This is a genomic window from Stenotrophomonas sp. Sm6012 (genome assembly GCF_030985895.1).
In the GTDB taxonomy this organism is placed as follows: Bacteria; Pseudomonadota; Gammaproteobacteria; order Xanthomonadales; family Xanthomonadaceae; genus Stenotrophomonas; species Stenotrophomonas forensis.
Genome location: NZ_JAPTFX010000012.1, coordinates 37059 through 63103, shown reverse-complemented (window position 1 = coordinate 63103; position 26045 = coordinate 37059). Strand labels below are relative to the sequence as shown.

The following is a 26045-nucleotide window of genomic DNA, read 5'->3' as shown; positions in this document are numbered from 1 at the left end:
TGCTGTTGCCCATAAACACCTCGGTCATTGCCATCAATTATGGCAACCGGATGTCTACGAAAGGCTGGCCGGTCCAACGGGAGGCACTGAGCATGTTGCTATCGCTGATGGATTGGACGGTCGGTATTGGCCGCAAGCTGTTCAAGAAGGACGATCAAGCGTCGAGCACGCTGGAGCAAATCATTCTGGACGGCAATGACCGCTACGAAAACTTGGTCGGGCGCTTTGACGTGAGCGACCGCGTGAAGAGCCGCGTGCTGGACGTTCCCCCAGAGGATGTAGATATGGCGGTCCAAGCGGGCGCGGTTTTCGACGAGAAAGAGATGGCACTGGTTGTGCCCGAAGAACTGGATCTGGACCAGTTCCATCCGTGGTGGCCGAAGGTTCCGGAGGATCTGCGCAACACCCAGGCCCGCATGATCATCACCAAGGAAGGACGTCGTGCCGAAGGCTTCGTGCTGGGGGACGACATGGCGCTGGGCGGCGACAGCACTGCAACCTCGCTGATGTATCTGGCCTTCCCGCTGATTGGTGCGGTTCAATACTTCTTGGGCTCGCTCATTGGCGCTTTTAGTTACGTGGTGCTGCTGGCTGCCATTCCTTACTTTGTTGCGTTGAAGCAAGCGGAAGGGATGAAGGAAGCCTTCAAGGGCCTGGCCCTGATGGTGCTGCCCGTGCTGATTGCAACCGCTTCGGCGGCGTTGTCGTCCGCGCTCCACGTGGACGCGGCCAGCATGGGGCAAGCAGCGGTTGACCCGATGAACACGGGAGCGGGGATGATGGCGGTCGCTGCGGGCTTTGCCAAAATGGCGGGCATCGTTCTTCTGATCTTGACCATTCCTGGCCTGCTGTTGTTTGCGGCCTTCCTGAGTGCGGCCTCGCATCCCCACCGGGGCGTGCTGGGGGGGACCGCCGAGCGCTTCATTCAGATGATGAAGTGGATGGTGGTGATCTTGGCCCTTGTTGGGATTGGCTCCCTTCTCCCGGACGGGATGGGCGTGGCCGTGGCGTTTGTGATCGCGGCCATGTATGCCTTGCAGTTCACGGAAGGCAACTTCGTTCAAACGGCCGCTCGCCTCTACCTGCAAAACCTGGACAACAACCTGGCGACCCAGGGTGCCCTGTCCAAGTCCCACGTGAAGGCCCGCGAGCAGCAGGCTGCCGAAGCGTTGCGCGACAAGACCCCGCTTTTGAAGGTGGGTCGAGCGTCTGGTCACCTGAACGACCGCGGCCATGGCTTTGCGCCGGACAAGGGCACGGTGATGATGCTGTCCTGGCGCGACCTGACCCAAGGCCTGATCGTCTACGGGCGTATCGGTTCGGGCAAGTCCTTCAGCGTGCTGCGGCCGTTGGCCCGTCGCTATCGCGAGTCCGCATTAGCCGTAGGACTGCGGAATGAACTGAAGGGGAGCGCCGCGGGCGAGACCGTTCTTGATGCGAAGCGCAGCGGGGGTGGAGCACTCATCCTCGACGCGAAGGACGGCGCGATCATCTCCGATCTGGGCAAGGACGCGTTTGATATCGTCGTGCGCGCAGGCATGTCGGTGGCCCCCTACGAGGGCCTGGAGCCGGATCAAATCACCAAGGCCCTTCGCGGCGCGACCGGCGGCAAGGTTGATGAGAAGTCCAAGCTCTGGAGCGATGGCGGCGACGCTTTCCTCTTCCACACCGGCATCATCCTGAAGGCCGCATGCGAGCACGAGCAGGCCTACCGAGACTTCTGCATCGCCAAGCTGGAAGGGTTGGAGCACGCCCGGTTGATGATGCTGCTGGAGCGGGAGGAGTTGGAGAAGCGTGGCTTGGGGTTGGAAGACCTGGAAGCGGCGCTGGCTCGCGTGGAAGAGCAAATGGGCACTTACGCGATTGTGGCGGAGGCTTCCCGGAACTGGTTCTACACCCCATTCCACCATGCCAAGCTGTTGGCGATGGTTGAGCAGGTGGTGCCGACGCCGCGTGGCGGGGAGATTGCCAGCGCTCGCGTGCTGGAGTTGGTGAACTGGTTGGGGTTGGAGCGCCCGGATACGTCTAGCACTGACGAAGAGCGGGAGGCCTATGCCGCCTACTCCCGGGACTACCACAACCGCTTGGCCACCCGGTCCGAGACCGTCCATCCCGACTTGCTGCGTCCCATGTCCCAGCTGCAAAGCTCGCTGGAATGGGCATTGCTGGGCGTTCCTGCAATGCATAAAGAGCAGCGCCAGTCCTTCACGTTGAACTCGCGGGGGCTCATCGAAAAACTGCTTCGGGGTGAAAAGCTCCGGACGGCAGATGACATCCCGTGGCATTCCGTCGAACGTGGGGAAGTGGACGTCTCTCAGGCGCTTTACGGGAAGTTCGTGGGCTTGTTCCTGCCCCCCACCCAGTTCGGCGAAGCGGGCGACATGATGCAGCGGTTGCTCAAGCAGCGTGTCATGAACGGCATTCGGGCACGCGGGGCGCACGGCGACAAGTGGCGCGAAATGCTGCCGGGCCAAACCGACGTGCTGCTGATGATGGACGAGGCGCATTTGCTGCTGACTTCGGACGACGTGCTGCTCTTCAGCACCTCCCGAAGCCTGGGGTTGATGCCGGTGATCGCGGTGCAGGGCCACGACAGCCTTATCAACACCTACGGGTCGGAGAACGAAGCCGATTTGCTGGCCAACACCATGCAATCGGTCATCGCGCTCAACCACTCGTTTGTCACACGCAACTACTTGATGAAGCGGCTGGGCAAGGCTCAGTTGACCACCTTCAAGGAGCCGACGCGTGGCATCGATTTCTCGGGTGGCTTGACCAACTTCCGCCACAGCGTTCTCAACGACCCGAACCACCCCTACGCAGCGGCCTACGAGCAAATGCTGATGCAGGGCGCAGGCCGCTTGAGCGCGCTTCGCGTGGATCCGGCGACGGGGCGCAAATGGCGCGTCGGGGCTGAAGACACGGTGGGCCAAGAGGAGCTGGCACGGGACATCGACATGCCCACAGGGGGCAAGCGGGAGGTCCTGCCGCTCTTCCTGGAAGAGGAATACCCGGCCCTGACCGCTGCACGCGGCAATGCGATTGTCTCGCTCTGCCGGGCAGGCGTGAGCCGCACGGACTTGGCCGAGATGATGCCCAACGACTGAGCCCAAAAAGGGCAAGGCAACCCTTGCCCTTTCCCAAAATCGATCAATGCTGACCTAACCACCCATTTCCTTGAAGGAGGACTTTATGAGCAATGCCCACCTCGATGCCTTGAACGACCTGCTGGGCGCTCGCGATAAACGGCGAGCCAAGCTGGCCGGAGAGCGTCCAAACGACCACCAACCGCAGAAGAAAGCAGCCTTCGACCAGTCGCTGGCGAAGGACCAGGCCGATATCCAGGAGAAGCAACAAGCCGTGTTGGACTGGGCCAAGCAAGCCAAGCCCGACGAGATCACCGACGCGCGTGAGCGGTTGCACGCACAGGTGCAGCAGCGCGCTGAAGACGCGCCCAAAGACAAGCACGCCCAAGTGGTGTTCAGCACCGTGGACGAATGGCGACAGAAGCGCCAGCAGAAGGACGGAGGGCAATCCTTGGGGGAAAACATCCCCATGCTGACTGCGGCCCAGCGGCAGCAAACCATGGGGCCTGGTAAGTTGGGCTACGCGCACTACGCCGCCAGCGCGAAGAAGGAAGCGGACTTCATGAAGCGCTATGAGGCGGGCTTCGACTGGGACAAGCACGAGGCCCAAGTCCAGAAGAACATCTACCGTCAATGACGGTCCATTCCCCGTGTCGCATCCAGGGCCCTTCGGGGCCCTTTTTGTTGGGCACGTTCCCTTGTTTGTGAGTGGATCGATCTACCCATAAAAGCAAACGGAAAAAGCGGCTCAAAGCAAGAAGCGGGGTGGGGGTTGATCATCTGGGGAAGAGAGAAAAAAAGGTTTGACTAAACATCAAAAGTGTCGATCAATCGAGATTTTTAGGGTTGCCAGTTTTATGGGATGTGGTTGACTGTAATCAGTCAAACACAACCGGGGGAGGCCCTTATGTATATTTTTGCCGATGCTTACGAGTTCGCCGTGGACAACGTGGGGAACCTGCTGATCACCTTGCTTTCGTTTTCGGTGGTGAGCTACGTGGCCGCCAACGTGGCAGGGTTGCTGGCTTGATGGCCTGGTTGAGGGGGGATTTGGAGCAGATGGATCTGCACACCGTTTCGCTTTTCCTACAAACCGGGGTTTTGGTTGGCGCGGCTTTCATCCTCAAGATCGCTTGCTGATTGCCAAAACCGAAAAAGACGGTATGCAAAGGGGATGGAACCCCAACACGACAATCCAGCAGGCAACCCAGGTGGGGGCGATTTCTTGAATCGTCCCCACGAGCCGTTGCTTCATCCCATTCTGCACCCCCTGACGCTGGCCCAGTTCTACGGGAAGCATCACGAGGCCGCCGCTGCCGCCGATGCGCGGGAAGTGTTGGACCTGGCCACGCGGTTTTGCCGAGAAGCCCAGGTTTCCGGGTTGGACACCCAGACCGACGCGGGCTTTGACTGGGTGCTGACCCCCAGCCGTTTCTCCAACCGCATTTCCCTGGAGCTGGGGCAGGGCGGCCACGCTGCGTTGCTTCAGGTCGATCCGGACCTATCCGCTCACCCGCTCGACGCAGCCATCCATGCCGGCGTGCTGGGCCACAAGCCCCTGGCCACCGCTTACGCCTTGCTCCCGGCCGAGCAGCGGGAGGGGCTGTTGAGAGAGCTGAGGGAATCCATCGACCAGGTCCAGTCGAACCGTTCCGCAGCGAAGCAGCTCCAGGCCCTCCGAGTCCTGCCTGAACTGCCGGTGCCGTCTCAGCCGCCTCTGGACATCGCCCAACTGCTCCGGCGGTTTGAGGTCCCCGATGCCCAAGCCCGGTTGGCGGCGGACCACGTCAAGGCGACCTATGGAGAAGCGCTGAACACCATGCATGGTAGCCAGGTGCTGGCAGCAGCCCATGCGCACGCCCCGCACTTGGGGCTATACGGAGCCCCTTGGCAGACGTGGCTTTGCGAGAACGCAACGACTGGGAACCTGGAGGGGGTTGAGGCCTGTTTGCGCATGCATGCCGAGCCCAATGTGCCCGACGCCAACGGCGAGACGCCGCTACACCTCGCCGCGCGCCACGGCCACCCCGGCATCGTTCGTCGGTTGATTGAGGCCGGCGCGGATACAGCGTTGGGGAACCCCCGCGGGGAGACTCCCCTACATGTAGCGGCCCAGCACAAACGCGCGCAGTGCTGCCTGGAGCTCATGGCCGCAGGCGCGGACCCTGGCCAGCTCGACAACGCCGGCCGCAAGCCGGGGGACATGCATCGGGGGAGGGAGAAGGGACGTGAGCAAATCCACGGTCTATGACTGCTGGAGCTGGACGGTCCCGCCGAGCATCGAGCCGAGCCGCGAAGTCCGTTACTGGCCCCAGGGGTTGCTTAGCGGGGCATGCATCGCGGCGCTGACCTATCCGGTCGCGCTCTGGCTGGGTTGGCAGGTGCCCAGCAGTCACACCCTCATGAACTACAGCCAGGCACTGACTGGCAGCCTGGCAGCGATGGGGAACCTTGCCACCGGCACCATCTCCTTCCGAGAGCCTGCCGCGGCGTTCTGGGAGGTGGCCAAGGAGCAGGCTACGTTTGGCACATTGGCACGGGTCGGCGTTGCGGCGGGCTTGGCCGGGTGGGCGTCGGCTTGGGTAACGCGTCGGGGGCTCATCCCGCGCTCAAATACTTGGCATGTGTCCGGCGCTCAACTGCTACAGGGGAAAGAGGCCCTGACTGAAGCCCGGCGTCGTTCGCTCACGAAGAAAGAGCAGGAAGACGAGCTGCATGCCTTGTCGCTGCATCCCGACTGGATCGCAAGCAAGAAGCTGCTGGCCCGGCACATGTTCATCTACGGCAGCGTGGGCAGCGGTAAGAGCGTCATCCTCAAGCACCTGCTGGAGCAAACGGTCCGTCTCAAAAAGAAAAGTTTCATCTACGACATCAAAGGGGACTTTACGTCCATTTTTAAGCACCCGGTCATCGTCTGCCCCTTCGACAAACGCAGTTGGATCTGGGACGTGGGCCGTGACGTGGCGACGCAAACCCAAGCCGCCGCATTCTCCCAAAGCATCATCCCCCCGGAGGAGGGCAGCGGCGCATTCTGGGCGTCTGCGGCGCAAGCCTTGCTGGAAGGGTGCGTGCGCGAACTCCAGGCCACGAAGGGCAAGAGCTGGGGGTGGGCAGAGTTGGCCGCGTTGGTTGCCCGTCCCGCTGAACCGATGGCTAGAGCGCTTTCAATCCACTATCCCCGCGCCGCCGCGCTCATTGCCAACCCCGACAGCAACACCACCAGCAGCTGTATGGCCGTGCTTGCCAACGGCACCGCGGTCATTGAGCGCCTGGCCTTGGCGTGGCCGGAGCGTAAGTCAGACCGCATGTTCTCCATGTTGGATTGGATCAAGGACGATTACACGGGGCGAAAACAGGTCATTGTGCAATCGGGTCCGGATGAGGTGCTGGCGCGCAGTTACATCAGCGCGATGATCAACTGCGCGGTGCCCGAGATCATTTCGCCAAGCCTGCCGGATGACGAGGCCGGGCGACTCCTGGGGTTCTTCTTCGATGAGCTCACCTCCGCCGGCAAGCTCAACATCGAGCCGTTGCTGGCCCTGGGCCGGTCGAAAGGCGTAGTGGCTTGTATGGCCGTCCAAGACTGGTCACAGGTCGAGAAGGTCTACGGAGACAAGACCGCGCAGGCGTTTTCTGGGTTGGTTGGCACACACATCATTTGCCAGCTTCAGGTCGGCGAGACCCGAGAGAAGATCTCCCGGAACCTGGGCAAGCGGACGGTGGCTTGGCGCACGCACGACGACAAGGCGACTGTCCACGAGGAGTCGAAATCCGTTGTTCCGCCAGGGCGCCTCACCGACGATCTAGGCTTCCGCAAAGGGAAGGCCTACGGCCCCGAGCGCTGGGGCATCCGAGCCATCGTCCAGACCACCGGGGATCCGCTTCTGCTGGACTGGCCAGGCGTGAGCTATCCCAAGGTTCGAGATGGGCAGGAACGGGCGAGTTGGACAGAGGAGGGCGCTCGCCCGGTGGAGCAGAAACCCATGCCGCAGAGCGACGCGCAAAGCGCCGCAGAGGTCCAGCGCGTGCTCAAGATGACCGCAGACCAAGCCGCCGCAGAGCTGGAGAAGCGGGGTGCCACTCCGCCGAAACTTCGCGCCGTTTCTGACGACGAGCTGGAAGCCATCTTCCGCAAGTAGTGGGGTTGTGGAGTCGCAGGGTTTTGGTAGATCTGAAGGGATAGCCAGGACCTGGAGAACTCATGATCAACACCACACTGCTGAAGCGAAACGCCGGGGGAACCAAGGGTGGTTCTGCGTCGATTTACTACCTCTTGGCCCAGGAAAAGCTCTCTGAAGAAGCCGAGCAGGCAAGCATGGCCGTTGGCTACTACAGCCGCTCCGCGCCGAGCAAAGAGGCGCAATCGAAGTTCTACGGCGGCTTGGCCCAGCACCTGGGTCTGGCAGGCGTCCGCGCCACGGAAGAGCTGATGATTCCGCTGACGGATGGATTTGACCCCAAGACCGGTCGAGCGCTATGCCACGGAGCCGGGGATCGCGGACAGGTCAAAGTCCGCTTTGATAAGACCGGCAAGGCCCCGTTGCGCGACAAAGACGGCAAGGTGGTCACGTATCTGGCCGGTGGGCATCGCATCGGCTTTGACCTGACAATCAGCGCACCGCTGGATATCTCCGTGGCGTTTGCACTGGCGTCCGATCCGGCAGAGCAAGAGGCCATTCATGCCGCGCACCGCAACGCGGTCCAGCGGGCGATGGAAGCCTTCGAAGCCATGTCCGAAACCCGGCGCAACAAGGCCGGGAAAGACGTCATTGGGGTGGATGGGTTGATCTGGAGCAGCCATCACCACTACGCCTCACGAGCCGACGAAGCGACCGGGGAGATGGGCCCGAACCTCCACACCCACAACCTGCTCTACAACCTTTCCTTGGGCAACGACGGCAAAGAGGCCAGCCTCTCTGCTGAAGAAATCTACCGCTACCGCAAAGCCATGGATGAGGTCTACAAGACCGAGCTCTACCAGGGCATGAAGGCGCTGGGCTATGGGGTGGACCGCATCCGTGAACTGGACGACGACGGCCAGGAAACCGGGCGCGTCTACGCGCGGATCGCGGGCCTGGACGAGGAGGTGACGGATCGCTATGGCAACCGCCGCAAGGAAATCCTCGCTTACGCGGCCAAGCACAACGTGTCTAATCAGCAGGCCACGTTGGCCACGCGCAAAGACAAGGACGAGCCGCCTTACCAGGAGCTCATCGCGCACTGGCAGGACACGCTGAAAGGCTTCGACGTATCCACGGAAAGCCTGAAGCAGGCCAAGGGCAACGCGCACGAAATGGAGCAAAAATCCCCGGCAGAACTGCTGGAGCGGCTCCATGAGACCGACGCCATCTTCTGCGACCACAACCTCTTGGAGGTCTTGGGCCAGGAATACGCCGGCAGCGTGACCGTGCCAGAGCTCTACGGCTTGGTTGAAGCGTTCAAGAAGGAGCACGGCCTGGTGCTGGTCAACCCCATGCGCCTGCACGACGACGACAAGGGCGACTCGCTGGCAAGGCGGCATACCCAGGAGCGCTACTGCGCCCCGTGGATGCTCCAGATCGAGCAGGAGGTGGTGGCCTTCGCGATTGACCGAGCCAAGGAAACCCATCACCACGTGCCCCTGGCCGACGTGGACCGGGTGGTGAAAGACTACGAGAAGGCCAAGGGCTTTCAACTCTCCCAGGAGCAGCGCCACGCGTTGGACCACATCACCCAGGGCAGCGGGGGCGTGGTCAATCTTTCTGGGCTCGCCGGAACCGGTAAAACGACGATCAGTGAGTGTTTTCGGGCAGCTTACGAAACCCAAGGATTCGAGTTGCTGGGCGTCTGCGTTTCCAACGCCGCGGCCGAGAAGCTGGAGGCGGAAAGCGGCATGTCCAGCGTGAGCATGGCGCAGATGCTCCATGACCTGGACAAAGGAAAGATGCAGTTCCGCAAGACGGACGTCATTGTGGTGGATGAGGCAGGCATGGTCGATGCGCGCAACACCCACAAGCTTTTCAGCTACGCCGCCAAGGCGGGGGCGAAGGTCATCATGCAGGGCGACGTGGAACAGCTTCAGCCCATCGGAGCTGGGTCCGGCTTTCAGTTGACCAAGAGCGCGGTGGGTGATGCCAAACTCACGGAGATCCGACGCCAGGGCAAACAGGAAGACCGAGAAACCGCGTTGTCGTTCTACGCCACGGACGAAAGCGGCCAGATCATCGATCTGAAAAAGGCCAGCCGTTCCCGGGCGCAGACCCTCGACAAGGGCAACGAAATCAAGGCCCGGTTGCTCGGCACCATCCGCGAAACGGCCACGGAGAAGGACTCCCGCGAGCGCTTGCTGCACGAATACTTCGAAGACCCAACCCCGATGCAGGAGAAGTTGGTCATCGCCCACACCCGTGCAGACGTGGCCGCGCTCAATGCGGGCATCCGGGCTGGGTTGAAAGAACGGGGAGAGCTGGGCCAGGACGAAGTGGTGATCGAGGCCCGGGACAAGGGGCGCAAGTTCGACTTGGCGTTGTCCAAAGGCGATCAGATCGTCTTCACCGCGAAGAACAAGGACCTGGGGGTCATCAATGGCACGCAGGCGGTGGTGGAGAACATCAAGCCCTCAAGGGCGGGCGGCTACGACATCAGCGTTTCCATTCGCTCGGAGACCAAGGCCGATGGCCGGCGATTGACGTTCAACAGCTTCGAAATGAAAGCACTGACGCATTCCTATGCCGGGACGGTTCACAAGAGCCAGGGCCAAGGTAAGCGGGAGATCTACCACCTGGCGAACCTGGGCATGCTCGACGCCCACAGCGCCCTGGTGGCCTACACCCGACTCACGAAGGGTTCCTACCGCATGTATGCGACGTCCGATGACGTGGAGCGGTTGAGCGAACGCCTGGGGCTGGAACGCCTCAAAGAGACCGTGCTCGACGCGGGACTGAAAGACGATCCGCAACGGCCGGTTGTCCAGGGCCTTGGGGCGGTTGCACGCCCCAACACTCAACGCCCAGCCGCTCAGCGAACGCGCATCCAGGGCAAGCTCGACGCACTGCTGAAGGAGCACGCGGAACGCCCAAAACCGCAGATGAGCGAGGGCGAGCGCAAGGCCCGTTGGCTGCTGGAAGTGCTGGAGCCGTTGCGGCGGGCGCGAAAGGCCTCTCCCAAGCTGCCAGCGCAGTCCCCGAAACACAGGCAGGGCTTCTCGTTGTGAGCAGCAGGCTGGGCGGCCATGCCGCCCATGTGCTTTTCTCTCCACACCGCTTTTGCTTTGAGGCGCGGCCACTGGCCGCGTTCTTTTTGACACCAAAGCAACGTCAAAAGCGCATGGAGGGTGCGGCAGGGCAGCCCGCGGCTTCCACCGGGGCCCTTGCTTTACAGGGCGGCCATGACCACAGCCTGCAGCACCATCACCGCCACGCCGAAAAGGAAGGGGTAGAGGAACAGCCATTTGAAGAACCCCCAAGCCAGGGACGACGGAGCCCCCGCCGAGCGGCGCGGAACCGCCTCGGGCCACGCATACCCCGCCGCCAAGGACTTCATGTAACCCGTGGTGCGCCTGCTGGGATCGCGAATAAGAATGCCCGGTGGCTTGCTGTAGATCCGCCAGCCTTTCTGAAAGGCCTTGTAGCGCCACGCGTATTCGTGAGCCTCGGCATCGGCCTGGGTGCCCGTCATGCTCGACAGCGGGACGAACGAGAATCGGCGTCCCTGCCAGCCCCCACGAGCACTGCGGTGCTGCTGCTCGCGTTGCTTTAAATCGACGGTCTGCCCCACGTAGCAGCACCCGTTGTCAAAGAACAACCCGTAGAGATGGCGTGGGCGGGGCAGGTATTTCTGATTGCGTTTCCAGTTCAAGGGTCCTCCATCGATGGGTATACCTACATACCCATAAAAGAAAGAACCGATTCGTCAAGCCATGGCACGAACAAGGGCCCCGAAGGGCCCTTGCCGAGATACGATCACCTCCTTTTCCACCACGCAATCGTTTAGCGCCCCAAGTTGATGCTCAACCCGAAGCCGGCTACCGGCTTGTTGCCAGAGCCGAAGGACAGGCCCGCCGAGACGCTGACCTTTTCAGACACCCGAGCACCCCAGCCCACGGCCATTGCAGCACTGCCCCCCGAGAATCCCACGCCCACGTTCAGGTTCACCTGGCCAACGGCCGTGCCCCCGTTCTGCGCCGCAGCGGTGGCCATCTGGCTCATCGCGCCGAGTTGCGCGCCCAAGCCGTTGATGCGGCGATCCTGGTGCCGAAGGCGGCGGTCCGTATCGACCCAGCGGTCATCCCACACCTGCTGCATTTCGTAGACCTGCCCACCGTTCACAGCATCCGTGGACCCGCGTTCGATGCGCCCCGGAGCCACGCTGGTCACGCGCTGATTGCCCGCGTTGACGCCCGCAGTCGTCACCGAAGGGCCGCCTTGAATCGTCACGCCTTGGGCGTTGACCGTGGTCTGGCCGACCTGGACAGAGCCCTGCTCGGACAACTGCACGTTGTCGCTGACCGCCACGGTTTGGGTGCCGTCCGTGTTGTCGGTCACCTCGACGTTCTTGCCCGCCCTTACAGTCCAGCCCGCGCCGGTCCCGGCGGTTCCATCCACCCCATCGGTGCCGGCAGGCCCTTGGACCCCTGGCTCCCCTTTCAGGCTTGCCAGCCAATCTTGTTCATTCCCTTGGAAGCCGTTGGCCAAGGCCACCTCGTAAGCGCTCAACCCATCCGCGCCGCGCGGGCCTGGCGTGCCAGAGCCGCTGCCTGGGTTTTGCTCGAGCGAAGTCACGCGTCCGTCCAGATCGTCCAATGCGGCTCCCACGGTTTGATGCGTGGCACCGCTGCGGAACTGATAGATGGGCGCGATAAAGTTGCCGTTGACGAACGTGGCACCGCCGCCCAGCGCTTGGGCCGCCTGACGGACCTGTCCGAGGTTTGCGACGTCGGTGTCTGAGGTGCCGGCTCGAACGTTCGTGATTCGGCGGGTGCTCTGGCCCCCGTCCTCATACGTGGATCCCACGCTGACTTCGTCACTGGCCCAGCAGCGGCTATGTGAGCCCAGGGCAACGCAGTCTTGCCCGCGTGCTTCAGCCCCAACGCCTAACGCAAGTGACTGAAATGCATCGGCAACGGCAGAGGTGCCTATGGCGACGGCATGGTCAGCGTTTGCCTCTGCCAAGTGGCCTTGAGCAATCGATGCATTGCCCCGCGAACGGCTGGAATAGCCAAAGGACATGGAAAGATCCCCACTGGCTTGCGCCTGCACCCCTTGAGCCAACGATTTAACACCGGTCGCGACGGCTTGTTGTCCAACGGCTACCGCATCTTCGCCACCAGCAAAACTCAAAGTGCCGATGGCAACAGTCCTCGCTGCCGCGGCATTCGCGGCTTGGCCCGTCGCAATGGAGTTCGCACCGGACGCTTGGGCATTCGTGCCCGACGCCACCGCGTTGTCTGCGGAGGCGTTGGCTTGAACGCCCGTGGCGATGGCCCCGTTCCCGGAGGCATTGGCATAGGCCCCCGTTGCAGTGGCATTCGGGGCTGAGGCTTGGGCGTATTCCCCGGTCGCCGTCGAGTTGGGTTCCGAAGCCGTGGCCCCGGTTCCCGTGGCGGTTTGAGCAAACGATGGGGAGGCAAACAACGAGGCCCCCATCAAAGCCGTTAAGATGGATGCGCGAAGCGAAGACATGAAAACCCTCCCGAGTATGGATTGATACTTCATCCATAGCAGGCGATTTCATTTCCGCAAGGTGATCATCCGATCTTTTTCAAGGTGTTAGGAAAGGTCGCAAAGCAAACCCGTGCCGGCGCGAACCAGTTCCAGGCCATCCGGTTTTCATTGCCCCAGGCCAAGCACGCCGTTTCCATCCCCGCAGGGCACCAAGCCGGTGCCAGCGCACGGGCCAGCACTTCCGAAGAGGGCTCCCCGGTCACCGAAGGAAACGCGCCCGGCTTGCGCCCCTGCCGGTAGGCCCACTTGGCTTGGCCGCACTCGGCTTTCAGCTCGACGTGCGGATAGTCTTTCGGGCTGGTCCATCGGCCGCCCCAGTTCAGCCCCACGATCTCCGCCAGCTCCCCAAAGCGTTGATAGCCGGCCATCACATGGGCATCGTCCAAGTTCCAGCTGGGCTCCCCATTGATGAACACGGCGGCATCCAAGGCCAGTCCGAAGTTGTGGCAGCTGGAGAATGCCCCAACGCTGGTCACGCCAGACCCGGAGGCAAGCAGGGCCGCCTGGCGCTCGGGGCTTCGATACCCTTCCACGGGCCGCACATCAAACCCTTCCGCGGCCAGCTGGGCCTGGACGGCTTCCACCTTTTCCCGCAGCGCTGGGGAAACCCCCTTCCACATCCGTTCGTTTTTCGGATGGAAGAATCGGTAAATGGCGCCGTGCGGCTTCGGGGTTTGGAAAACCCAGGGGCTGCTGGGCTTGGGTTTGGGTTGAACGGTCGAACACCCAGCCAGTGTCAGGCAAGCCAGAACGACGGCGATGGTAAAGCGCGGTTGCATGCTTTCCTCCCAGAAAGGTAGATAGATGCTTTCAGGGGTAGTGGATTTTCAGGAAAGCGCAAGCGAGCTAAAAAAAGCCCCCGAACGACCGGGGGAGGAGGCCTGCAGCTCGGGGGCTTAATGAGGCAGGGAAAAAGAGTAAGAAACCCTGCCCCGTTGCAAGCCATAGCACACACAAGGGCAAGAAGTCAAACCGATTGCCGATCGCGTGACAGGGGCAGAAGGCGCGTGGCATTGGGCGGTCAAGGCGGATGCCGGTGACTGGGCCTGGGGATGACGGGTGGCCGCACAGCGCGTAAGTAAGAGGGAAGAGTTGTTGCGATAGTGTTGCGGCGGTCAGGTCAGAGTATTGGCCTGGCTGTCCGGGCCTTGCCCAGCAAGGCTTTCGCGCTCGAAAATGAACAGACGCTAATGATGCTTCATCAGCGGGGTGTGTTCGGCGGACTTGTCTTTGGACATGGGACTCGTGGATCAGGGCATCCGGCCGCGCCGGAGGGCTGCGGCAGCGGAGCAGGTACAGGGCTGTCCATGGTAACTGCTGGGAACCGGTGACGCCGCTGCGGCTGGCGGGTCACGACCCTGCAGGGGCGCAGTCAGGCAGGGACCAGGGTGATCTGCCGATGGCTGGCGAAGATGTCCATGACGATCTGGAAGTAGGTCTGGCCTTCGCCCCGTTGCAGCGCCTGCAGCTGGCGGGCAATGGCCTGCGCATTGAAGGCTCCCGGTGTGTCGAGCTTGGCCTGCAGCCAATGACGGGTGGTCTCCACGCCCAGGGCCGCCCTGCAGTGCGCGATGTCGCGCCAGATCACTGTGGCCCGCGGATGGCCGGCCAACGCGCCATAGCCGCCATGCAACAGGTCGTCCAGTGCGTCCAGGCTCGGTCCGAGCTGCCAGTCCTCGCCGGCCATGAACACGCGGTTGATCTCCGCGTACAGGCCGGCAATGTCATCGATGGCGGTTCCTTCGATCTGCAGGGTGATGGTCATGTACGGACTGTAGCGTTGTTCCGGTTGCGGATGAGGGTCGGGTGGTGCGTGCTTTGCGGAGCACATCCGGACAACACATACTGCGCGCGGTTGGGTCGGGATTGGCGCCTGCGCCAGAACTCACGCCGGTTCCAAGGGGAGTGCATTGAATCTCAGGAATGATGCGTTCCATCGCACCAGCCACACGTTGGGCCACGCCCCGGCGATTGCAGGCCACACCGCCATGGAGATGCATTCCAGATGATGTCTGACGCCGCCCGCAACACGCTCCGCTACTCCTACGGGTACTCCATGGGAGTACTTTGGAGAAACATGAATATGGAACTGGAAGGGCGTGGCATGACCTTCGAGCAGCAGACGGAGGACTTCTTCTCGATGCTGGAGATATTGATGATGGAAGGCAGGCTGAAGCTTGCCTCCAATGGTCTCTTCGCCGTGGGGAGGACCGCGGAGCAGCTGGACGTTCTGCGCCGCGCATGGCCTGCCAGAAGAGACCAGGCGGATCTCGATGAGGAGGGATTCTGGTTCCTTTCAGATGCGCCGTTTGGACTGGTCTGGATATCGCCTGAAGGTGAAGTATGGACATGAAACTCCTGATGGGCGCTTCCAGGCCGCAGGGTGCCATTTGATCGCACAGGCGCACTCGATCGCGATTTCGCGCGAAGGGAGCATGCCAAACGGTGCGAGCGTCCTGAGGGGAATCTGCCATCAGGCTTCATGGTGCGGCCGCTCAATGGTGTGCGGGGGCTGGCAATGAGCCGGAAGTACGCGATTGCTTTGCACGCATCGGTGGTATTGCCTCAGCGCGACGCGTGGATCCATGCCGCATGGGACGACGTTCCCGTCTCCCACTTTCAGAGTGATGAGGATCTCAACAACTGCAGCTTTCTCGACCTGAAGGTCAACAAGTGGGAGATCGGAAGCGAAGAGCGTGCGGAAGAGAGCGAGCCCTTCATCAGGGTCGAGATTCTTCGAGCCCACGCACTGGTGAAGCATCTGGGCGAAACCGTATATCGCCCACCCGTGGATGCCGCGCAGGAGATTATTCTTGTTCTGGAGCTGGACGACGGTGGCAATGAACTGGACGAAGGGTTGTTCAAACGTCTGGTGTCGATCCTGGCAGAGGGCAACAGGTTGTATTGCTGGAAGGATGGCTTCCGGTTGGCAGGCATGGAGTTTGCGCAGGCTGTCCCGACATTGAAGGAGGTTCAGCTGGGACTTCAGCAGAAAGGCTGGGACGTTTCGAAAGTCGTGATGGTTGTGGGTGAGTGAGCGTTATATGGGTATTTCACCTGGATATAGCGCTGACCGGCTCGGCCCGATTTCACGCCTGCCTGCACAGTTTCAATCTTTTGGATCGATATAATAATATTGGCCCATAAAGTTTCCCTTGCCTGCGCCGCCACCGATCGTACGGCCATGATCAAGGGAATTGAGATGCTCGCCTTACGCAACCTCCGAGTGGGATCCCGGCTGGGTGCCGGGTTTGGCTTGCTGCTGCTGTTCATCGTGGCCATCGTCGGCCTGGTGCTGTACGGGAATCACCTGAAGTCCGCCCAGTTCGAGAAAGTGGTGGACGTCAACATGGTGAAGATGCGGCTGTTGAACGACATGCTGGATACCAACAATGCTGTGCTGATGCATCGGCGGCTGATGGTGATCAAGCGCGGCGAGGATTTCGACAAGGATTATCAGAAGGCGCAGGAGCTGTCGCAGACCTACGACGGCATCTGGGCCAAGTACATCAAGATTCCGCGTGACGCCACCGGCGATGCCCTGGTTGCGAAAATCGACGCGGCACGCAAGGCGACCGATGCCTCCACCCAGCATCTGCACGAGCGCATGAAGGCTGGGGATTTCGAGGGCGCGGCGAAGGAGCTGCTCGCCGAGCACGGGCTGGCCACGGCCTGGAACGAATCCATCTCGACCCTGCTGCGACACCAGGAGACGCTGACCGAGCGCAGCCGCCAGGACTATCGCAGTACGGAGGCCTGGACCGGCACGTTGTCGATCGTGTTCGGCGTGCTGAGCCTGGCACTGGGTTCGCTGGCGGCGTGGGCGATCACCCGCAGCCTGACGCGCCCGCTGGAGGGGGCGGTGAAGCTGGCTGACGGCATCGCCAGTGGCCGCCTGGACAACGTCATCGATGCGTCAGGCAACGATGAGGTGACCCAGCTGCTCCGGTCGATGCAACGCATGCAGATGCAGGTACAGGCGGTGATGGCGGCGCAGGGCGAGCTGGCCCGCCAGCATGATGCCGGCAGCCTCAGCTATCGCATGGATGAGAGCGCGTTCCCCGGTGATTTCGGTCGCATGGTGCACGAAACCAATGCGTTGGTTGGCTCGCACGTGCAGGTGCAGAATCGGTTGATCGAGGTGATGAAGCACTATGCCCGCGGTGACCTGTCGGTGGACATGGACCCGTTGCCGGGCGAGAAGGCGGCGATCACCCAGGCCATGGATGAAACCAAGAGCAGCCTGTCGGCGATCAACAGCGAGATCCGCCGGCTGGCGACCGCAGCTGCGGCGGGCGACTTCAGCCTGCGTGGCGATGAGGACCGCTTCGCCTACGATTTCCGCGACATGGTGGCCGGGCTCAACCAGCTGATGCAGACCACCGATGAAAACCTGGTGCAGGTGTCGACCCTGTTGCAGGCCATCTCGCGCGGTGACCTGACCGTGCGCATGCACGGCGATTTCCACGGGGTGTTCGCGCGCATGCGCGATGACTGCAATGCCACCGTCGATCAGCTCAAGCAGATCGTGGGCCGCATCCAGGCCAGCGCATCCAGCATCAACCTGGCCGCGGGCGAGATTGCCTCGGGCAACACCGACCTGTCACGGCGCACCGAGCAGCAGGCGGCGAACCTGGAAGAGACGGCCGCGTCGATGGAGGAACTGACCTCCACCGTGAAGCAGAATGCCGAACACGCACGGCAGGCCAACCAGCTTGCCATCGGTGCGCATGGTGTCGCTTCGCAGGGCGGGGAGGTGGTCGGCCAGGTGGTGACCACGATGTCCGCCATCGAAGCCTCCTCGAAGAAGATTGCCGAGATCATTTCGGTGATCGACGGCATCGCGTTCCAGACCAACATCCTGGCACTGAATGCTGCGGTGGAAGCGGCGCGTGCCGGTGAGCAGGGCCGGGGCTTTGCGGTGGTGGCCAGCGAGGTGCGCACGCTGGCGCAGCGCTCGGCCGGTGCTGCCAAGGAGATCAAGGGCCTGATCGAGGACTCGGTCGGCAAGGTGGCCGATGGGTCGGCACTGGTGCGCCAGGCGGGCACCACGATGGGCGAGATCGTGGCTTCGGTGCAGCGGGTGACCGACATCATGGCCGAGATCTCCGCCGCCTCGCAGGAGCAGAGTTCGGGCATCGAGCAGGTCAACCAGGCCGTGGTGCAGATGGACGAGACCACCCAGCAGAATGCGGCATTGGTGGAAGAAGCCAGCGCAGCGGCACGCTCGATGGAAGAGCAGGCCAACCTGTTGGCCGAGGCGGTGTCGGTGTTCCGCACCGGTGCCGCCCCGGGGGGGGGGGGGGGCCGCCCGGGGTGGGGGGCGGGCGGTGGGGGGGGGGGTGGGGGGCGTCGGCCGGCGGTGCTTTCGCCCCGTATCGAACCGACGCTGGCGGCGAACGCGGGTGGCTGGGAAGAGTTCTAGAGAAGTGGCAAGCCGGCAGGGAGACGGCGCCCATCGCGATGGCTGGTCGCGATGGGCGCGGATTTTCTTCCTGAACGAAGAATGGCCGATGTCATCGCGCATACGCCCATTTCACTTCGGGTTGCCAACCGTGAGAGGACACTGGTGCCATATCGGACCTCAGGAGATGGCCATGAAGACCTCGATTCGACTGCTTGTGCTGGGCACGCTGCTGGCGGCCAGCTCGGTTGCAGGCGCGCAGACTTACGGGCCGCGTGATGAAGGACGCAAGTTCAACGATGGTAGCCGCGTGGTCTGCAAGAACGTGGAAGTGCAGCGCAATTCGCGTGACCCCAACCGTATTGCCGGTACGGCCACCGGCGCGGTGATTGGTGGCCTGCTCGGCAACCAGGTGGGTGGCGGCAACGGCAAGAAGCTGGCCACCGTTGCCGGTGCCGTCGCCGGTGGCGCTGCGGGCCGACAGATCCAGGGCAACCAGCAGCAGAAGAATGGCGACCGTGTTGTCGAGCGCCGCTGCGAGCGTGTCTACCGCTGATCGATGTAGTCCCCTTCCGCACTCGTTGTACTTCGAACGCCGGCCCCAAGCCGGCGTTCGTCGTTACAGAAAAAGGGGACGGAGGGGATTGAATCGCAATCCGCCAATCCGACCGCTTACGACTTAATCCCCTCCGTCCCCTTTTTTGCGAGGAGGCGCCAGGCGGCGAGGCTGCCGTAGAGCAGCAGCAGGACGCTGAGGGTGATCAGTTCGTGGCTGACTTCGGCCAGGCGGGCGTCCATCTGGTTCAGGCGCACCATCAGGTTGATGCCCGAGGTGGTTGGCAGCAGCTGCGCCAGCCACACCAGCGGGCGTGGCGTCATCACCGCCGGCCACGACAGGTTGGCCAGGAAGAACAGCGGGATCGAGGTGGCGATGATGTACTGGAACGCGCGTTCACGGGTGCGGAAGAAGCTGCCGATGAACAGGCCGAACGCCACCGTCGCGGCAATGAACAGGGTGCCGCCCAGCAGCTGGCCCAGCGGATTGCCCCCGCGTGGGTAGTCCTGCACCCAGGCGGTGAAGCCGGCGTAGTAGAACAGGCCGAACAGGCCGATCAGGCCGAAACCCAGCGCCATGCCGGCCAGGGTCGGCAGGTCGAAGCGCAGGCGCCGGCCGAGCGCGAGGCGACGGCCACCCAGCAGTACGCCGATGCCCATCAGCAGGGTCTGGTGCACGATCAGTTCGGCCACGCCGGGCACGATGGCGCTGCCGTAGCCCTCCTGGGTGTTGTACAGCGGGCGCTGCACCAGGGTGACCGGGGGCGCCTGTGGCGCGCCCATGAAGGCGGCCTGGCCGACCGCCGCCTCGCGCCCGAACGCGCCCAGTGCATCGGCCACGCTGCCCAGCACCCAGCTGGCGCGGCCCAGGTAGGCGCCATTGCCGAGCAGCACCAGCCTGGCAGGGTGGCCGCGCAGGATGTCGCGCTCCAGGTTGGCCGGAATCAGCACGATGCCTTCGGCATGGCCGGCTTCCAGCTGCTGGCGCGCGCTGTCGATGCCGGCCGGTTGCCCGACCACGCGTGCGACCCGCAGCGCGTCCAGCTTGCGCAGCAGCTCGCGGCTGGTGGCGCTGTGGTCTTCGTCCACCACCAGCACCGGCAGGTTGCCGGCCACCTGGTGACGGTATGCCGCCGGGTAGAAGAACGAATACAGGATCACCGCGCCGACCATCACCACGATCGCATAGCGGTCGCACAGCACCGCCATCAGGGTCTGCCGCAGGCTGCGCCAGAGCGTGCTCATGCGTCGGCCCTTGCTGGCTGCGCAGCCTCGGGTGTACGCGCGAAGGCAATCAGGCGCAGGCCACCGATGCCGCCGGCCACCACCGACATCAGCAGCAGCGTGGCCAACGGCCACAGCGAGACCAGCAGCGGCGAACCGATGAACTGTTGCTGGGTCTGCAGCTTGACGTAGGCACTGAGCGGCAGCAGCTGATGCCAGATGCGGGTGAACAGGGGGCCGTCCAGCACCGGGAAGGTGGCGCTGGAGAACGCCAGCGCGGTGCCGATGCTGAGGCCGACCGCGGACAGCGCAGTACCCATGTCGCGGGTGACGCCGACGAAGAACAACGCGTAGGCGGCCGTGGCCAGGCAGAACAGCGGCTGCGCAAGCAGCAGCAGGAGCACGCTGCCGGCCACGCCATCGCCGCGCAGCCAGGCCAGGTAACCGAGCCCGAGTGCACCGTACAGCGAGAACAGCAGGATGTACGGTGCAACCTTGCCGGCGATGGCGGCCCACGGCGTGCGACCCAGCCAGTCGGGCAGGCTGCCATCGCGGATCTCGCGGCCCAGGCTGCCGGCCACGGCAAGCGCGAGCACCAGCGACAGCACCGCCGGGAAGATCAGCGGCAGCAGGAACAGCTCGTAGCTGCGTGCCGGGTTGTAGAGAATGTCCGACTGCACCGCGATCGGGGCTGCCCGCAGCTTGCCCGGGCCGACCTGCAGGCCGATGCGCTCGCGCAGCAGGCGCGCATTCCAGGCCGAGACCGCATCGCCGATATCGCGCGCGGCGGACTGGCCGGTGGTCATGTAGGTGGCGTTGTAATAGGCGAATACCGTGCCTTGGCGCCCGCGCAGGGCCTGCCGGGTAACGTCGCGCGGCACCAGCACGATGGCGAACACGTCCAGGCGGCGCAACTGCGAACGTGCGTCCTCCATGTCGGCTGGCTGGCTGGCGATGCGCACGCCCGGGCTGGCATCGAGCATGCGCAGCAGCAGGCGGCTGTCACTGCTGTGGTCGAGGTCGACCACGGCAATCGGGATGTCGCGCATCACCGAGGGGGTGAACATCCATGCCATCACCACCAGCATCAGCAGCGGCAGCACGGTGACCAGCATCAGGTCGGCACGGTTGCCGCGCAGCGATCGCAGCTCGCGCCGCCAACTGGCGGCGAAGCCGCCGCGGCCAGGGCTCAGTGCTGGGGCCATGCGAACAGCACGCTCATGCCGGGGCGGAAGCCCTCGATGCGGCGTACCGGGCGCACCCGCACCTCGAAGCTGCGGACGTCGTAGCCGGACGATTGGCGGGTGGTGCGCCAGGTCGCATAGTCACCGGCCGGATTGATGAAATAGACCTCGAACTCGCCGTCCTGGCCGAGCGCCGGCACGCTGCCACGCAGCTTGCTGCCGACCTTCAGGCCCTGCATCTGCGATTCGCGCAGGTTCATCGCCACCCACATGCGGTCGATGTCGACCAGGGTGAACACCGGGTAGCCGGCCGGCACCAGTTCACCCGGGTCGGCCATGCGCTTGTTGATCTCACCGGCGACCGGCGCGCGGCCTTCCACTTCGGCGCGTGCGGCGTTGACTTCGGCCACCGCGCCCTGCGCCTGCTGCACCTGGCCCTGCGCGGCGCGCTTGTCCTGCTCGCGCGCGCCAGACAGCGCCATGTCGTACTGCGCGCGGGCGGCACGCGCCAGTTCGCGCGAGCTGGTGGCCTGGGCATGTGCTTCATCGCGCTTCTGCCGGGTCATCACCCCTTCATTGAACAGGTTCTGCACGCGCTGGTAGGTGGCCTCGGCCAGCGTCGCACCGGCTTCGGCCCGCTTCCAGTTGGCTTCAGCGGCGCGGATGTCTTCGCTGCGCGCACCCTCGTCGGCCTTGTCGGCCACCGCCTGCGCGGCGGCCAGGGCGCCGTGTGCTTGTTGTTCCTTGGCGGCCACCTCGGGGCTGTCGAGCAGGAACAGCACCTGCCCGGACTGCACGCGGTCGCCCTCGCGCACCTTCAGTTCGGCCACGCGCGCGGTGATCTTGGCGGCCACGTTGATGGTGTCCGCATCGGCCATGCCCTGGATCTGGTCGGCCGGGCTGCGCCAGGCAAGCCACAGGCCGACCACCACCACCACCAGCAGCACCCCTATCAGAATCGGTCCCAGCCGGCGCTTGCCGGGGGGCGTCGTCGCATCGTCGTGCAGCACATCACTCATGGTCGATCACCTCGTCCGCACGCCGCCGGAACTCTTCGAAACGGTCCATCTGTCCACTGACCTCCAGCAGCTGTGCCAGCGCAACATCGTATTGGTAGGCGGCCTGTGCGCGCTCGACGCGGGCACCGCCGAGGCCGAGCCGCGCGTCGATCACATCCAGCGAGGTGGCCTGGCCTTCGCGGAACGCCAGCTCCTGCAGGCGCAGGTTTTCCTGTGCCTGGGCAATGCTGCTGTCGAGCAGCACGAACTGCTGGCGGGCGGTCTCCAGTTCGTTCCAGGCCTTGCGCACGCCCAGTGCAACCTGGTTCTCGGCTTCGCGCAGGCCCGCTTCGGCCTGCTCCTGCTGCGCACGCGCGGCGCTGATCTGCGCCGGCCGCGAGTTCGGCGACAGGAAGGTGTATTTCAGTCCGATGCCGAACGCCCAGTCCGGATCGGTCAGCATTTCGTCGCGACGGCGGAAGTCGTACTGGCCGAAGGCGAAGATCTGCGGTTTCAGCTTGGCCTGCTGCACGCGCACGCCCTGTTCGGCCTGGGCCACCATCGCCCGCAGGCGCGCGATCTGCGGCTGGCGGGCCTGCGCGGTGCGTTCGAAGCGGGCGACCGGTTCCAGCGGCGCGCGCTGCACGAACAGCGGTGATACCGGCTGCACCTCGCCGCCGCTGCGCAGCAGGGTGGACAGCGCGGCCTTCAGCGTGGCCAGGTCGTTCACCGTCTTCTGGTACTCGCGCTCGGCCTTGTCGCGGGCCACGGTAGCCTGCAGGCGCTGCGCACGGGTGGCGAAGCCCTCGCGTTCCAGCTTTCCGGCGTCGGACAGGTGTTGGTTGAGGCCATCGCGCACATCGCGGCGCACCTCCACCGCCTGTTCGGCCAGGCGCTGGCCGAAATAAGCCTGGGCCAGCTGCACGGTCAGCGACTGGCGCTGCGCTTCGCGCTCGGCGCTGACCTGTTCGTGGGCGGCGCTGGCGGCGCGCTGTGCAGCAGGGATCACCCCGCCGGTGTACAGCGGCAGCACTGCGGTCACCACCGGGCGGGTGCGCCAGTCGCGTTCGGTGAATGAGAGGGGCGAGTCGATGCCGAAGGCTTCGGCCACCGGCGCCAGCGAGCCCAGTGGCAGGGTGAGGGTCTTCTGGAACTGCAGGCGGCGTACTTCGCCGGTGATCTCCGGCAGGCGCAGCAGGCGCGTGGCGTCCTGCAGGTCCTGCTTGTTGCGAACCGCTGCATCGGCCGCGGCCAACGCATCGGAGACCTGTTCCAGGCGCTGGCGTGCCTGTTCCCAGTCCAATGCCGGTGCGTCGGTGATGGTCTGCGCCAGCGCAGTGAGGGGCAGGCAGGTTGCCAGCGTCAGCGCCAGCGCGGCCTTTGCGCGGTGCATCCTTGTACGTCGGCCGATCACGCCCATGCCGTCCCAATGGTGAAGAAGTGTGCAAACGGTAGTGCGCGCGGTGTGAAGCCCGGGTCTGCGGTCATCGTGTGGTCCTCAGCGAAGGGTGCCGCTGGCCGCGCTGCGCAGCGCCTGGGTGATGTGCTGCAGCGTGCTTGAGCGCACGGCGGCATGCTGCCAGTACAGCGGCACATCCAGCCAGCGGCGGGGTTCCAGTACCACCACGCGTCCAGCGCGCACGGCGGGCGCGACCAGGGTTTCCGGCGCCATGCCCCAGCCGAGTCCGCACGCCGCGGCTTCGACGAAACCGGTGGAGGAGGGCAGGTAGTGTAGCGGTGGCTGCAGGCGCGCGCGGGTCAGCCGCCGCACGAAGCGCCATTGCAGTTCATCCTTGCGGTTGAACAGCAGCATCGGTGCGCGCGCCAGGGCGGCGGCCTGCATGCCATCGCTGAAGTACTGGCGGGCGAAGCCGGGCGAGGCGATGGCGTGGTAGCGCATGGCGCCGAGCGGATGCACGTTGCAGCCTTTCACCGGTTGGCCTTCGGCGGTGACCGCGCCGAGCACGCTGCCATCGCGCAGCAGCTGCAGGGTGTGGTCCTGGTCGTCCATGCGCAGGTCGAACAGGTAGCCGTGGCGCTGGTGCAGTTCGGCGATCGCCGGCACGAACCAGGTATCGAGCGAGTCGTCATTGATCGCCAGCGGGATCGGTGTGCGCGCGGCATCGCTGCCGCGCTCGGGCAGCAGTTCGGCCAGCGCCTCGGCCTCCAGTGCCTGCATCGGGCGGACGCGGCGCAGCAATGCCTCACCGGCGGCGGTGGGCCGGCACGGTGCCTGGCGCACGACCAGTACCTGGCCGAGCCGGTCCTCCAGCGCCTTGATCCGTTGCGAAAGTGCCGACGCGCTGATCGACAGGCGGCGTGCCGCAGCCTCGAAGCTGCCTTCTTCCAGCACCGCAGAGAAGGCTGCAAGTTGCGGATGTACCAGATCCACGCGGAAGCCTCTTCAGTTTTTCTGCACAGGATAAAGAAAAAGCAGATTGTCTTAACAGGACCGTTGGCCGCACCCTGCGCGTCCCTTCACTGCTTGGCCCGCCCCTGATGTGGATTGCCGCTACCGCCGCCGGCCTGTTCGCAGGTGCCGGCCTGATCATCGCCATCGGTGCGCAGAACGCCTTCGTACTGCGCCAGGGCCTGCAGCAGCGCCATGTGGGGAGGGTAGTGCTGGCCTGTGCCGGCGCGGACATCGCGCTGATCCTGGCCGGCGTGGGCGGGATGGGCGCGCTGGTGCTGCAGTGGCCGCTGCTGCTGCAGGTGCTGCGCTTCGGTGGCGCGGCATTCCTGCTCTGGTACGGCCTGCAGGCCGGGCTGCGCGCGTGGCGCGGTGGCAGCGCACTGGCCGCCGCCGAGGCGCAGGGCGGCAGTGGACGGCAGGTGCTGATGACCTGCCTGGCCTTCACCCTGCTCAACCCGCACGTCTATCTGGATACCGTCGTGCTGCTGGGCAGCCTGTCCACGCGTTACCCGGGTGATCTGCGCTGGGCCTTCGCCGCCGGTGCCTGCGTTGCCAGCGTGGCCTGGTTCTGCACGTTGGGGTATGGCGCGCGCATCCTGCAGCCGGTGTTCCGCAGGCCGGCTGCGTGGCGTGTGCTGGACGCAGGCGTGGCGGTCTTCATGTTCTGCCTCGCCACGCTGCTGCTGTTGCGCCCGCTCTAGGCCGCTTCCACCGCACACAACGGCGTTTCGCCAGGGCGCAGGGTGAGCACGCGCACGCCGCTGGCGGTGACCGCCACGGTGTGTTCGAACTGCGCCGACAGCTTGCCGTCGCGCGTATACACCGGCCATTCGTCCGGTTGCTGGCGGATGGCTGGCTTGCCCTGGTTGAGCATCGGTTCGATGGTGAACACCATGCCTTCTTCCAGTGTCATGCCGGTGTTCGGATGACCGTAGTGCAGGATCTGCGGTTCCTCGTGCATCTCCTGGCCGATGCCGTGGCCGCAGTATTCCTTCACCACGCTGTAGCCATGGCTGCGCGCGTGGCGGGCGATGGCGTGGCCGATGTCGCCCAGCCGTGCGCCGGGTCGCACTGCGGCGATGCCTTTCCACATCGCCTGGTAGGTGGTCTGCACCAGGCGGCGTGCGGGGTAGTCGACCTCACCGACCAGGTAGGTGGTGCTGGAGTCGGCGATGTAGCCGTTCTTCTCCAGGGTGATGTCGAGGTTGACGATCTGGCCGTTGCGCAGCACGTCGGCAGTGCTGGGCACGCCGTGGCAGATCACGTTGTCGATCGAGGTGTTGAGCACGTACGGGAAGCCGTACTGGCCCTTGCTGGCCGGCCGCGCATGGAGTTCATCGACGATCATGCGCTCGACGAAATCGTTGATTTCCATGGTGCTGCGGCCCTGCAGCGGCAGCCGGTCGAGCGCGGCGAACACCTGCGCCAGCAGGCGCCCGGATTCGGCCATCAGTGCGATTTCGTGAGGCTGCTTGATCAT

The 26045-nt window shown here is 64.1% G+C and carries 21 protein-coding genes; 11 read left to right on the top strand and 10 right to left on the bottom strand.

Annotated features, from left to right (window positions below):
* Positions 1 to 92 precede the first annotated feature (92 nt).
* From O0J73_RS04265 to mobF, 6 genes are all read left to right on the top strand, one after another.
* Entirely contained in the window at positions 93 to 3107 is a 3015-nt protein-coding gene (locus O0J73_RS04265) for a TraM recognition domain-containing protein (protein WP_049419279.1), read from the top strand.
* A gap of 85 nt (positions 3108 to 3192) precedes the next feature.
* Positions 3193 to 3723, top strand: coding sequence for a hypothetical protein (locus tag O0J73_RS04260; protein ID WP_049419277.1), 531 nt, complete (start codon positions 3193 to 3195; stop codon positions 3721 to 3723).
* A gap of 270 nt (positions 3724 to 3993) precedes the next feature.
* The gene (locus O0J73_RS04255; protein ID WP_255313069.1) at positions 3994 to 4116 is read left to right on the top strand and encodes a hypothetical protein; all 123 of its coding nucleotides are present in this window, start codon (positions 3994 to 3996) and stop codon (positions 4114 to 4116) included.
* 144 nt (positions 4117 to 4260) lie between these two features.
* Positions 4261 to 5337 (top strand): ankyrin repeat domain-containing protein, encoded by a 1077-nt coding sequence (locus O0J73_RS04250; protein WP_146256406.1) that lies wholly within the window; start codon positions 4261 to 4263, stop codon positions 5335 to 5337.
* Positions 5315 to 7225 (top strand): type IV secretion system DNA-binding domain-containing protein, encoded by a 1911-nt coding sequence (locus tag O0J73_RS04245; RefSeq protein ID WP_049446844.1) that lies wholly within the window; start codon positions 5315 to 5317, stop codon positions 7223 to 7225. Before O0J73_RS04250 ends, O0J73_RS04245 begins: the two co-directional genes overlap by 23 nt.
* Positions 7226 to 7287: 62 nt before the next feature.
* Positions 7288 to 10278 (top strand): MobF family relaxase, encoded by a 2991-nt coding sequence (gene mobF, locus O0J73_RS04240; protein ID WP_049446842.1) that lies wholly within the window; start codon positions 7288 to 7290, stop codon positions 10276 to 10278.
* Positions 10279 to 10439: 161 nt separating this feature from the next.
* On the opposite strand, the gene O0J73_RS04235 is transcribed toward mobF, so the two are convergent.
* The 4 genes from O0J73_RS04235 to O0J73_RS04220 all read right to left on the bottom strand — a co-directional run bounded on the left by O0J73_RS04235 (position 10440) and on the right by O0J73_RS04220 (position 14552).
* On the bottom strand, positions 10440 to 10922 hold the full coding sequence (locus O0J73_RS04235; RefSeq protein WP_053090785.1) for a GIY-YIG nuclease family protein: 483 nt from the start codon (positions 10920 to 10922) through the stop codon (positions 10440 to 10442).
* 131 nt (positions 10923 to 11053) lie between these two features.
* Positions 11054 to 12745 (bottom strand): YadA-like family protein, encoded by a 1692-nt coding sequence (locus tag O0J73_RS04230; RefSeq protein WP_160314184.1) that lies wholly within the window; start codon positions 12743 to 12745, stop codon positions 11054 to 11056.
* Positions 12746 to 12810: 65 nt separating this feature from the next.
* Positions 12811 to 13566, bottom strand: a complete 756-nt coding sequence (locus O0J73_RS04225; RefSeq protein ID WP_053091888.1) for a M15 family metallopeptidase — start codon at positions 13564 to 13566, stop codon at positions 12811 to 12813.
* Between the two features lie 593 nt (positions 13567 to 14159).
* Entirely contained in the window at positions 14160 to 14552 is a 393-nt protein-coding gene (locus O0J73_RS04220; RefSeq protein ID WP_308308083.1) for a barstar family protein, read from the bottom strand.
* A gap of 312 nt (positions 14553 to 14864) precedes the next feature.
* Between O0J73_RS04220 and O0J73_RS04215 the strand changes: the two genes are divergently transcribed.
* The 4 genes from O0J73_RS04215 (at position 14865) to O0J73_RS04200 (ending at position 18747) form a co-directional block, all read left to right on the top strand.
* Complete coding sequence (locus O0J73_RS04215; RefSeq protein WP_308308082.1) at positions 14865 to 15140, top strand: DUF596 domain-containing protein; 276 nt, start codon at positions 14865 to 14867, stop codon at positions 15138 to 15140.
* Positions 15141 to 15305: 165 nt separating this feature from the next.
* Complete coding sequence (locus O0J73_RS04210; protein ID WP_308308081.1) at positions 15306 to 15824, top strand: hypothetical protein; 519 nt, start codon at positions 15306 to 15308, stop codon at positions 15822 to 15824.
* Between the two features lie 165 nt (positions 15825 to 15989).
* Complete coding sequence (locus O0J73_RS04205) at positions 15990 to 18212, top strand: methyl-accepting chemotaxis protein (RefSeq protein ID WP_308308086.1); 2223 nt, start codon at positions 15990 to 15992, stop codon at positions 18210 to 18212.
* A 166-nt stretch (positions 18213 to 18378) separates the two neighbouring features.
* Positions 18379 to 18747 carry a glycine zipper 2TM domain-containing protein gene (locus tag O0J73_RS04200; RefSeq protein WP_308308080.1) on the top strand — a complete coding sequence of 123 codons (369 nt, stop codon included), beginning with the start codon at positions 18379 to 18381 and terminating at the stop codon, positions 18745 to 18747.
* A 116-nt stretch (positions 18748 to 18863) separates the two neighbouring features.
* On the opposite strand, the gene O0J73_RS04195 is transcribed toward O0J73_RS04200, so the two are convergent.
* The 5 genes from O0J73_RS04195 to O0J73_RS04175 all read right to left on the bottom strand — a co-directional run bounded on the left by O0J73_RS04195 (position 18864) and on the right by O0J73_RS04175 (position 24544).
* On the bottom strand, positions 18864 to 19991 hold the full coding sequence (locus O0J73_RS04195; RefSeq protein ID WP_308308079.1) for an ABC transporter permease: 1128 nt from the start codon (positions 19989 to 19991) through the stop codon (positions 18864 to 18866).
* Positions 19988 to 21175: an ABC transporter permease gene (locus tag O0J73_RS04190; protein WP_308308078.1), complete on the bottom strand. Its 1188-nt coding sequence runs from the start codon at positions 21173 to 21175 to the stop codon at positions 19988 to 19990. Before O0J73_RS04190 ends, O0J73_RS04195 begins: the two co-directional genes overlap by 4 nt.
* Positions 21160 to 22173 carry an efflux RND transporter periplasmic adaptor subunit gene (locus O0J73_RS04185; RefSeq protein ID WP_308308077.1) on the bottom strand — a complete coding sequence of 338 codons (1014 nt, stop codon included), beginning with the start codon at positions 22171 to 22173 and terminating at the stop codon, positions 21160 to 21162. Before O0J73_RS04185 ends, O0J73_RS04190 begins: the two co-directional genes overlap by 16 nt.
* Entirely contained in the window at positions 22166 to 23572 is a 1407-nt protein-coding gene (locus tag O0J73_RS04180; RefSeq protein ID WP_308308076.1) for a TolC family protein, read from the bottom strand. The genes O0J73_RS04185 and O0J73_RS04180 overlap by 8 nt, the downstream gene beginning before the upstream one ends.
* 78 nt (positions 23573 to 23650) lie before the next feature.
* Complete coding sequence (locus O0J73_RS04175; protein WP_308308075.1) at positions 23651 to 24544, bottom strand: LysR family transcriptional regulator ArgP; 894 nt, start codon at positions 24542 to 24544, stop codon at positions 23651 to 23653.
* Between the two features lie 107 nt (positions 24545 to 24651).
* On the opposite strand from O0J73_RS04175, the gene O0J73_RS04170 reads away from it, so the two are divergent.
* The gene (locus O0J73_RS04170; RefSeq protein WP_197563257.1) at positions 24652 to 25266 is read left to right on the top strand and encodes a LysE/ArgO family amino acid transporter; all 615 of its coding nucleotides are present in this window, start codon (positions 24652 to 24654) and stop codon (positions 25264 to 25266) included.
* Here O0J73_RS04170 and map read toward each other — a convergent pair.
* Complete coding sequence (map, locus tag O0J73_RS04165) at positions 25263 to 26045, bottom strand: type I methionyl aminopeptidase (RefSeq protein ID WP_308308085.1); 783 nt, start codon at positions 26043 to 26045, stop codon at positions 25263 to 25265. The two genes, O0J73_RS04170 and map, sit on opposite strands and share 4 nt — an antisense overlap.

Coding starts and splice junctions, on each gene's coding strand:
- O0J73_RS04220 (WP_308308083.1), bottom strand. CDS start 14,552: ATGACCATCACCCTGCAGATCGAAGGAACCGCCATCGATGACATTGCC.
- O0J73_RS04180 (WP_308308076.1), bottom strand. CDS start 23,572: ATGGGCGTGATCGGCCGACGTACAAGGATGCACCGCGCAAAGGCCGCG.
- map (WP_308308085.1), bottom strand. CDS start 26,045: ATGATCAAGCAGCCTCACGAAATCGCACTGATGGCCGAATCCGGGCGC.
- O0J73_RS04190 (WP_308308078.1), bottom strand. CDS start 21,175: ATGGCCCCAGCACTGAGCCCTGGCCGCGGCGGCTTCGCCGCCAGTTGG.
- O0J73_RS04185 (WP_308308077.1), bottom strand. CDS start 22,173: ATGAGTGATGTGCTGCACGACGATGCGACGACGCCCCCCGGCAAGCGC.
- O0J73_RS04225 (WP_053091888.1), bottom strand. CDS start 13,566: ATGCAACCGCGCTTTACCATCGCCGTCGTTCTGGCTTGCCTGACACTG.
- O0J73_RS04230 (WP_160314184.1), bottom strand. CDS start 12,745: ATGTCTTCGCTTCGCGCATCCATCTTAACGGCTTTGATGGGGGCCTCG.
- O0J73_RS04195 (WP_308308079.1), bottom strand. CDS start 19,991: ATGAGCACGCTCTGGCGCAGCCTGCGGCAGACCCTGATGGCGGTGCTG.
- O0J73_RS04255 (WP_255313069.1), top strand. CDS start 3,994: ATGTATATTTTTGCCGATGCTTACGAGTTCGCCGTGGACAACGTGGGG.
- O0J73_RS04250 (WP_146256406.1), top strand. CDS start 4,261: ATGGAACCCCAACACGACAATCCAGCAGGCAACCCAGGTGGGGGCGAT.
- mobF (WP_049446842.1), top strand. CDS start 7,288: ATGATCAACACCACACTGCTGAAGCGAAACGCCGGGGGAACCAAGGGT.
- O0J73_RS04200 (WP_308308080.1), top strand. CDS start 18,379: ATGGCCATGAAGACCTCGATTCGACTGCTTGTGCTGGGCACGCTGCTG.
- O0J73_RS04265 (WP_049419279.1), top strand. CDS start 93: ATGTTGCTATCGCTGATGGATTGGACGGTCGGTATTGGCCGCAAGCTG.
- O0J73_RS04215 (WP_308308082.1), top strand. CDS start 14,865: ATGAATATGGAACTGGAAGGGCGTGGCATGACCTTCGAGCAGCAGACG.
- O0J73_RS04170 (WP_197563257.1), top strand. CDS start 24,652: ATGTGGATTGCCGCTACCGCCGCCGGCCTGTTCGCAGGTGCCGGCCTG.
- O0J73_RS04205 (WP_308308086.1), top strand. CDS start 15,990: ATGCTCGCCTTACGCAACCTCCGAGTGGGATCCCGGCTGGGTGCCGGG.
- O0J73_RS04260 (WP_049419277.1), top strand. CDS start 3,193: ATGAGCAATGCCCACCTCGATGCCTTGAACGACCTGCTGGGCGCTCGC.
- O0J73_RS04210 (WP_308308081.1), top strand. CDS start 15,306: ATGAGCCGGAAGTACGCGATTGCTTTGCACGCATCGGTGGTATTGCCT.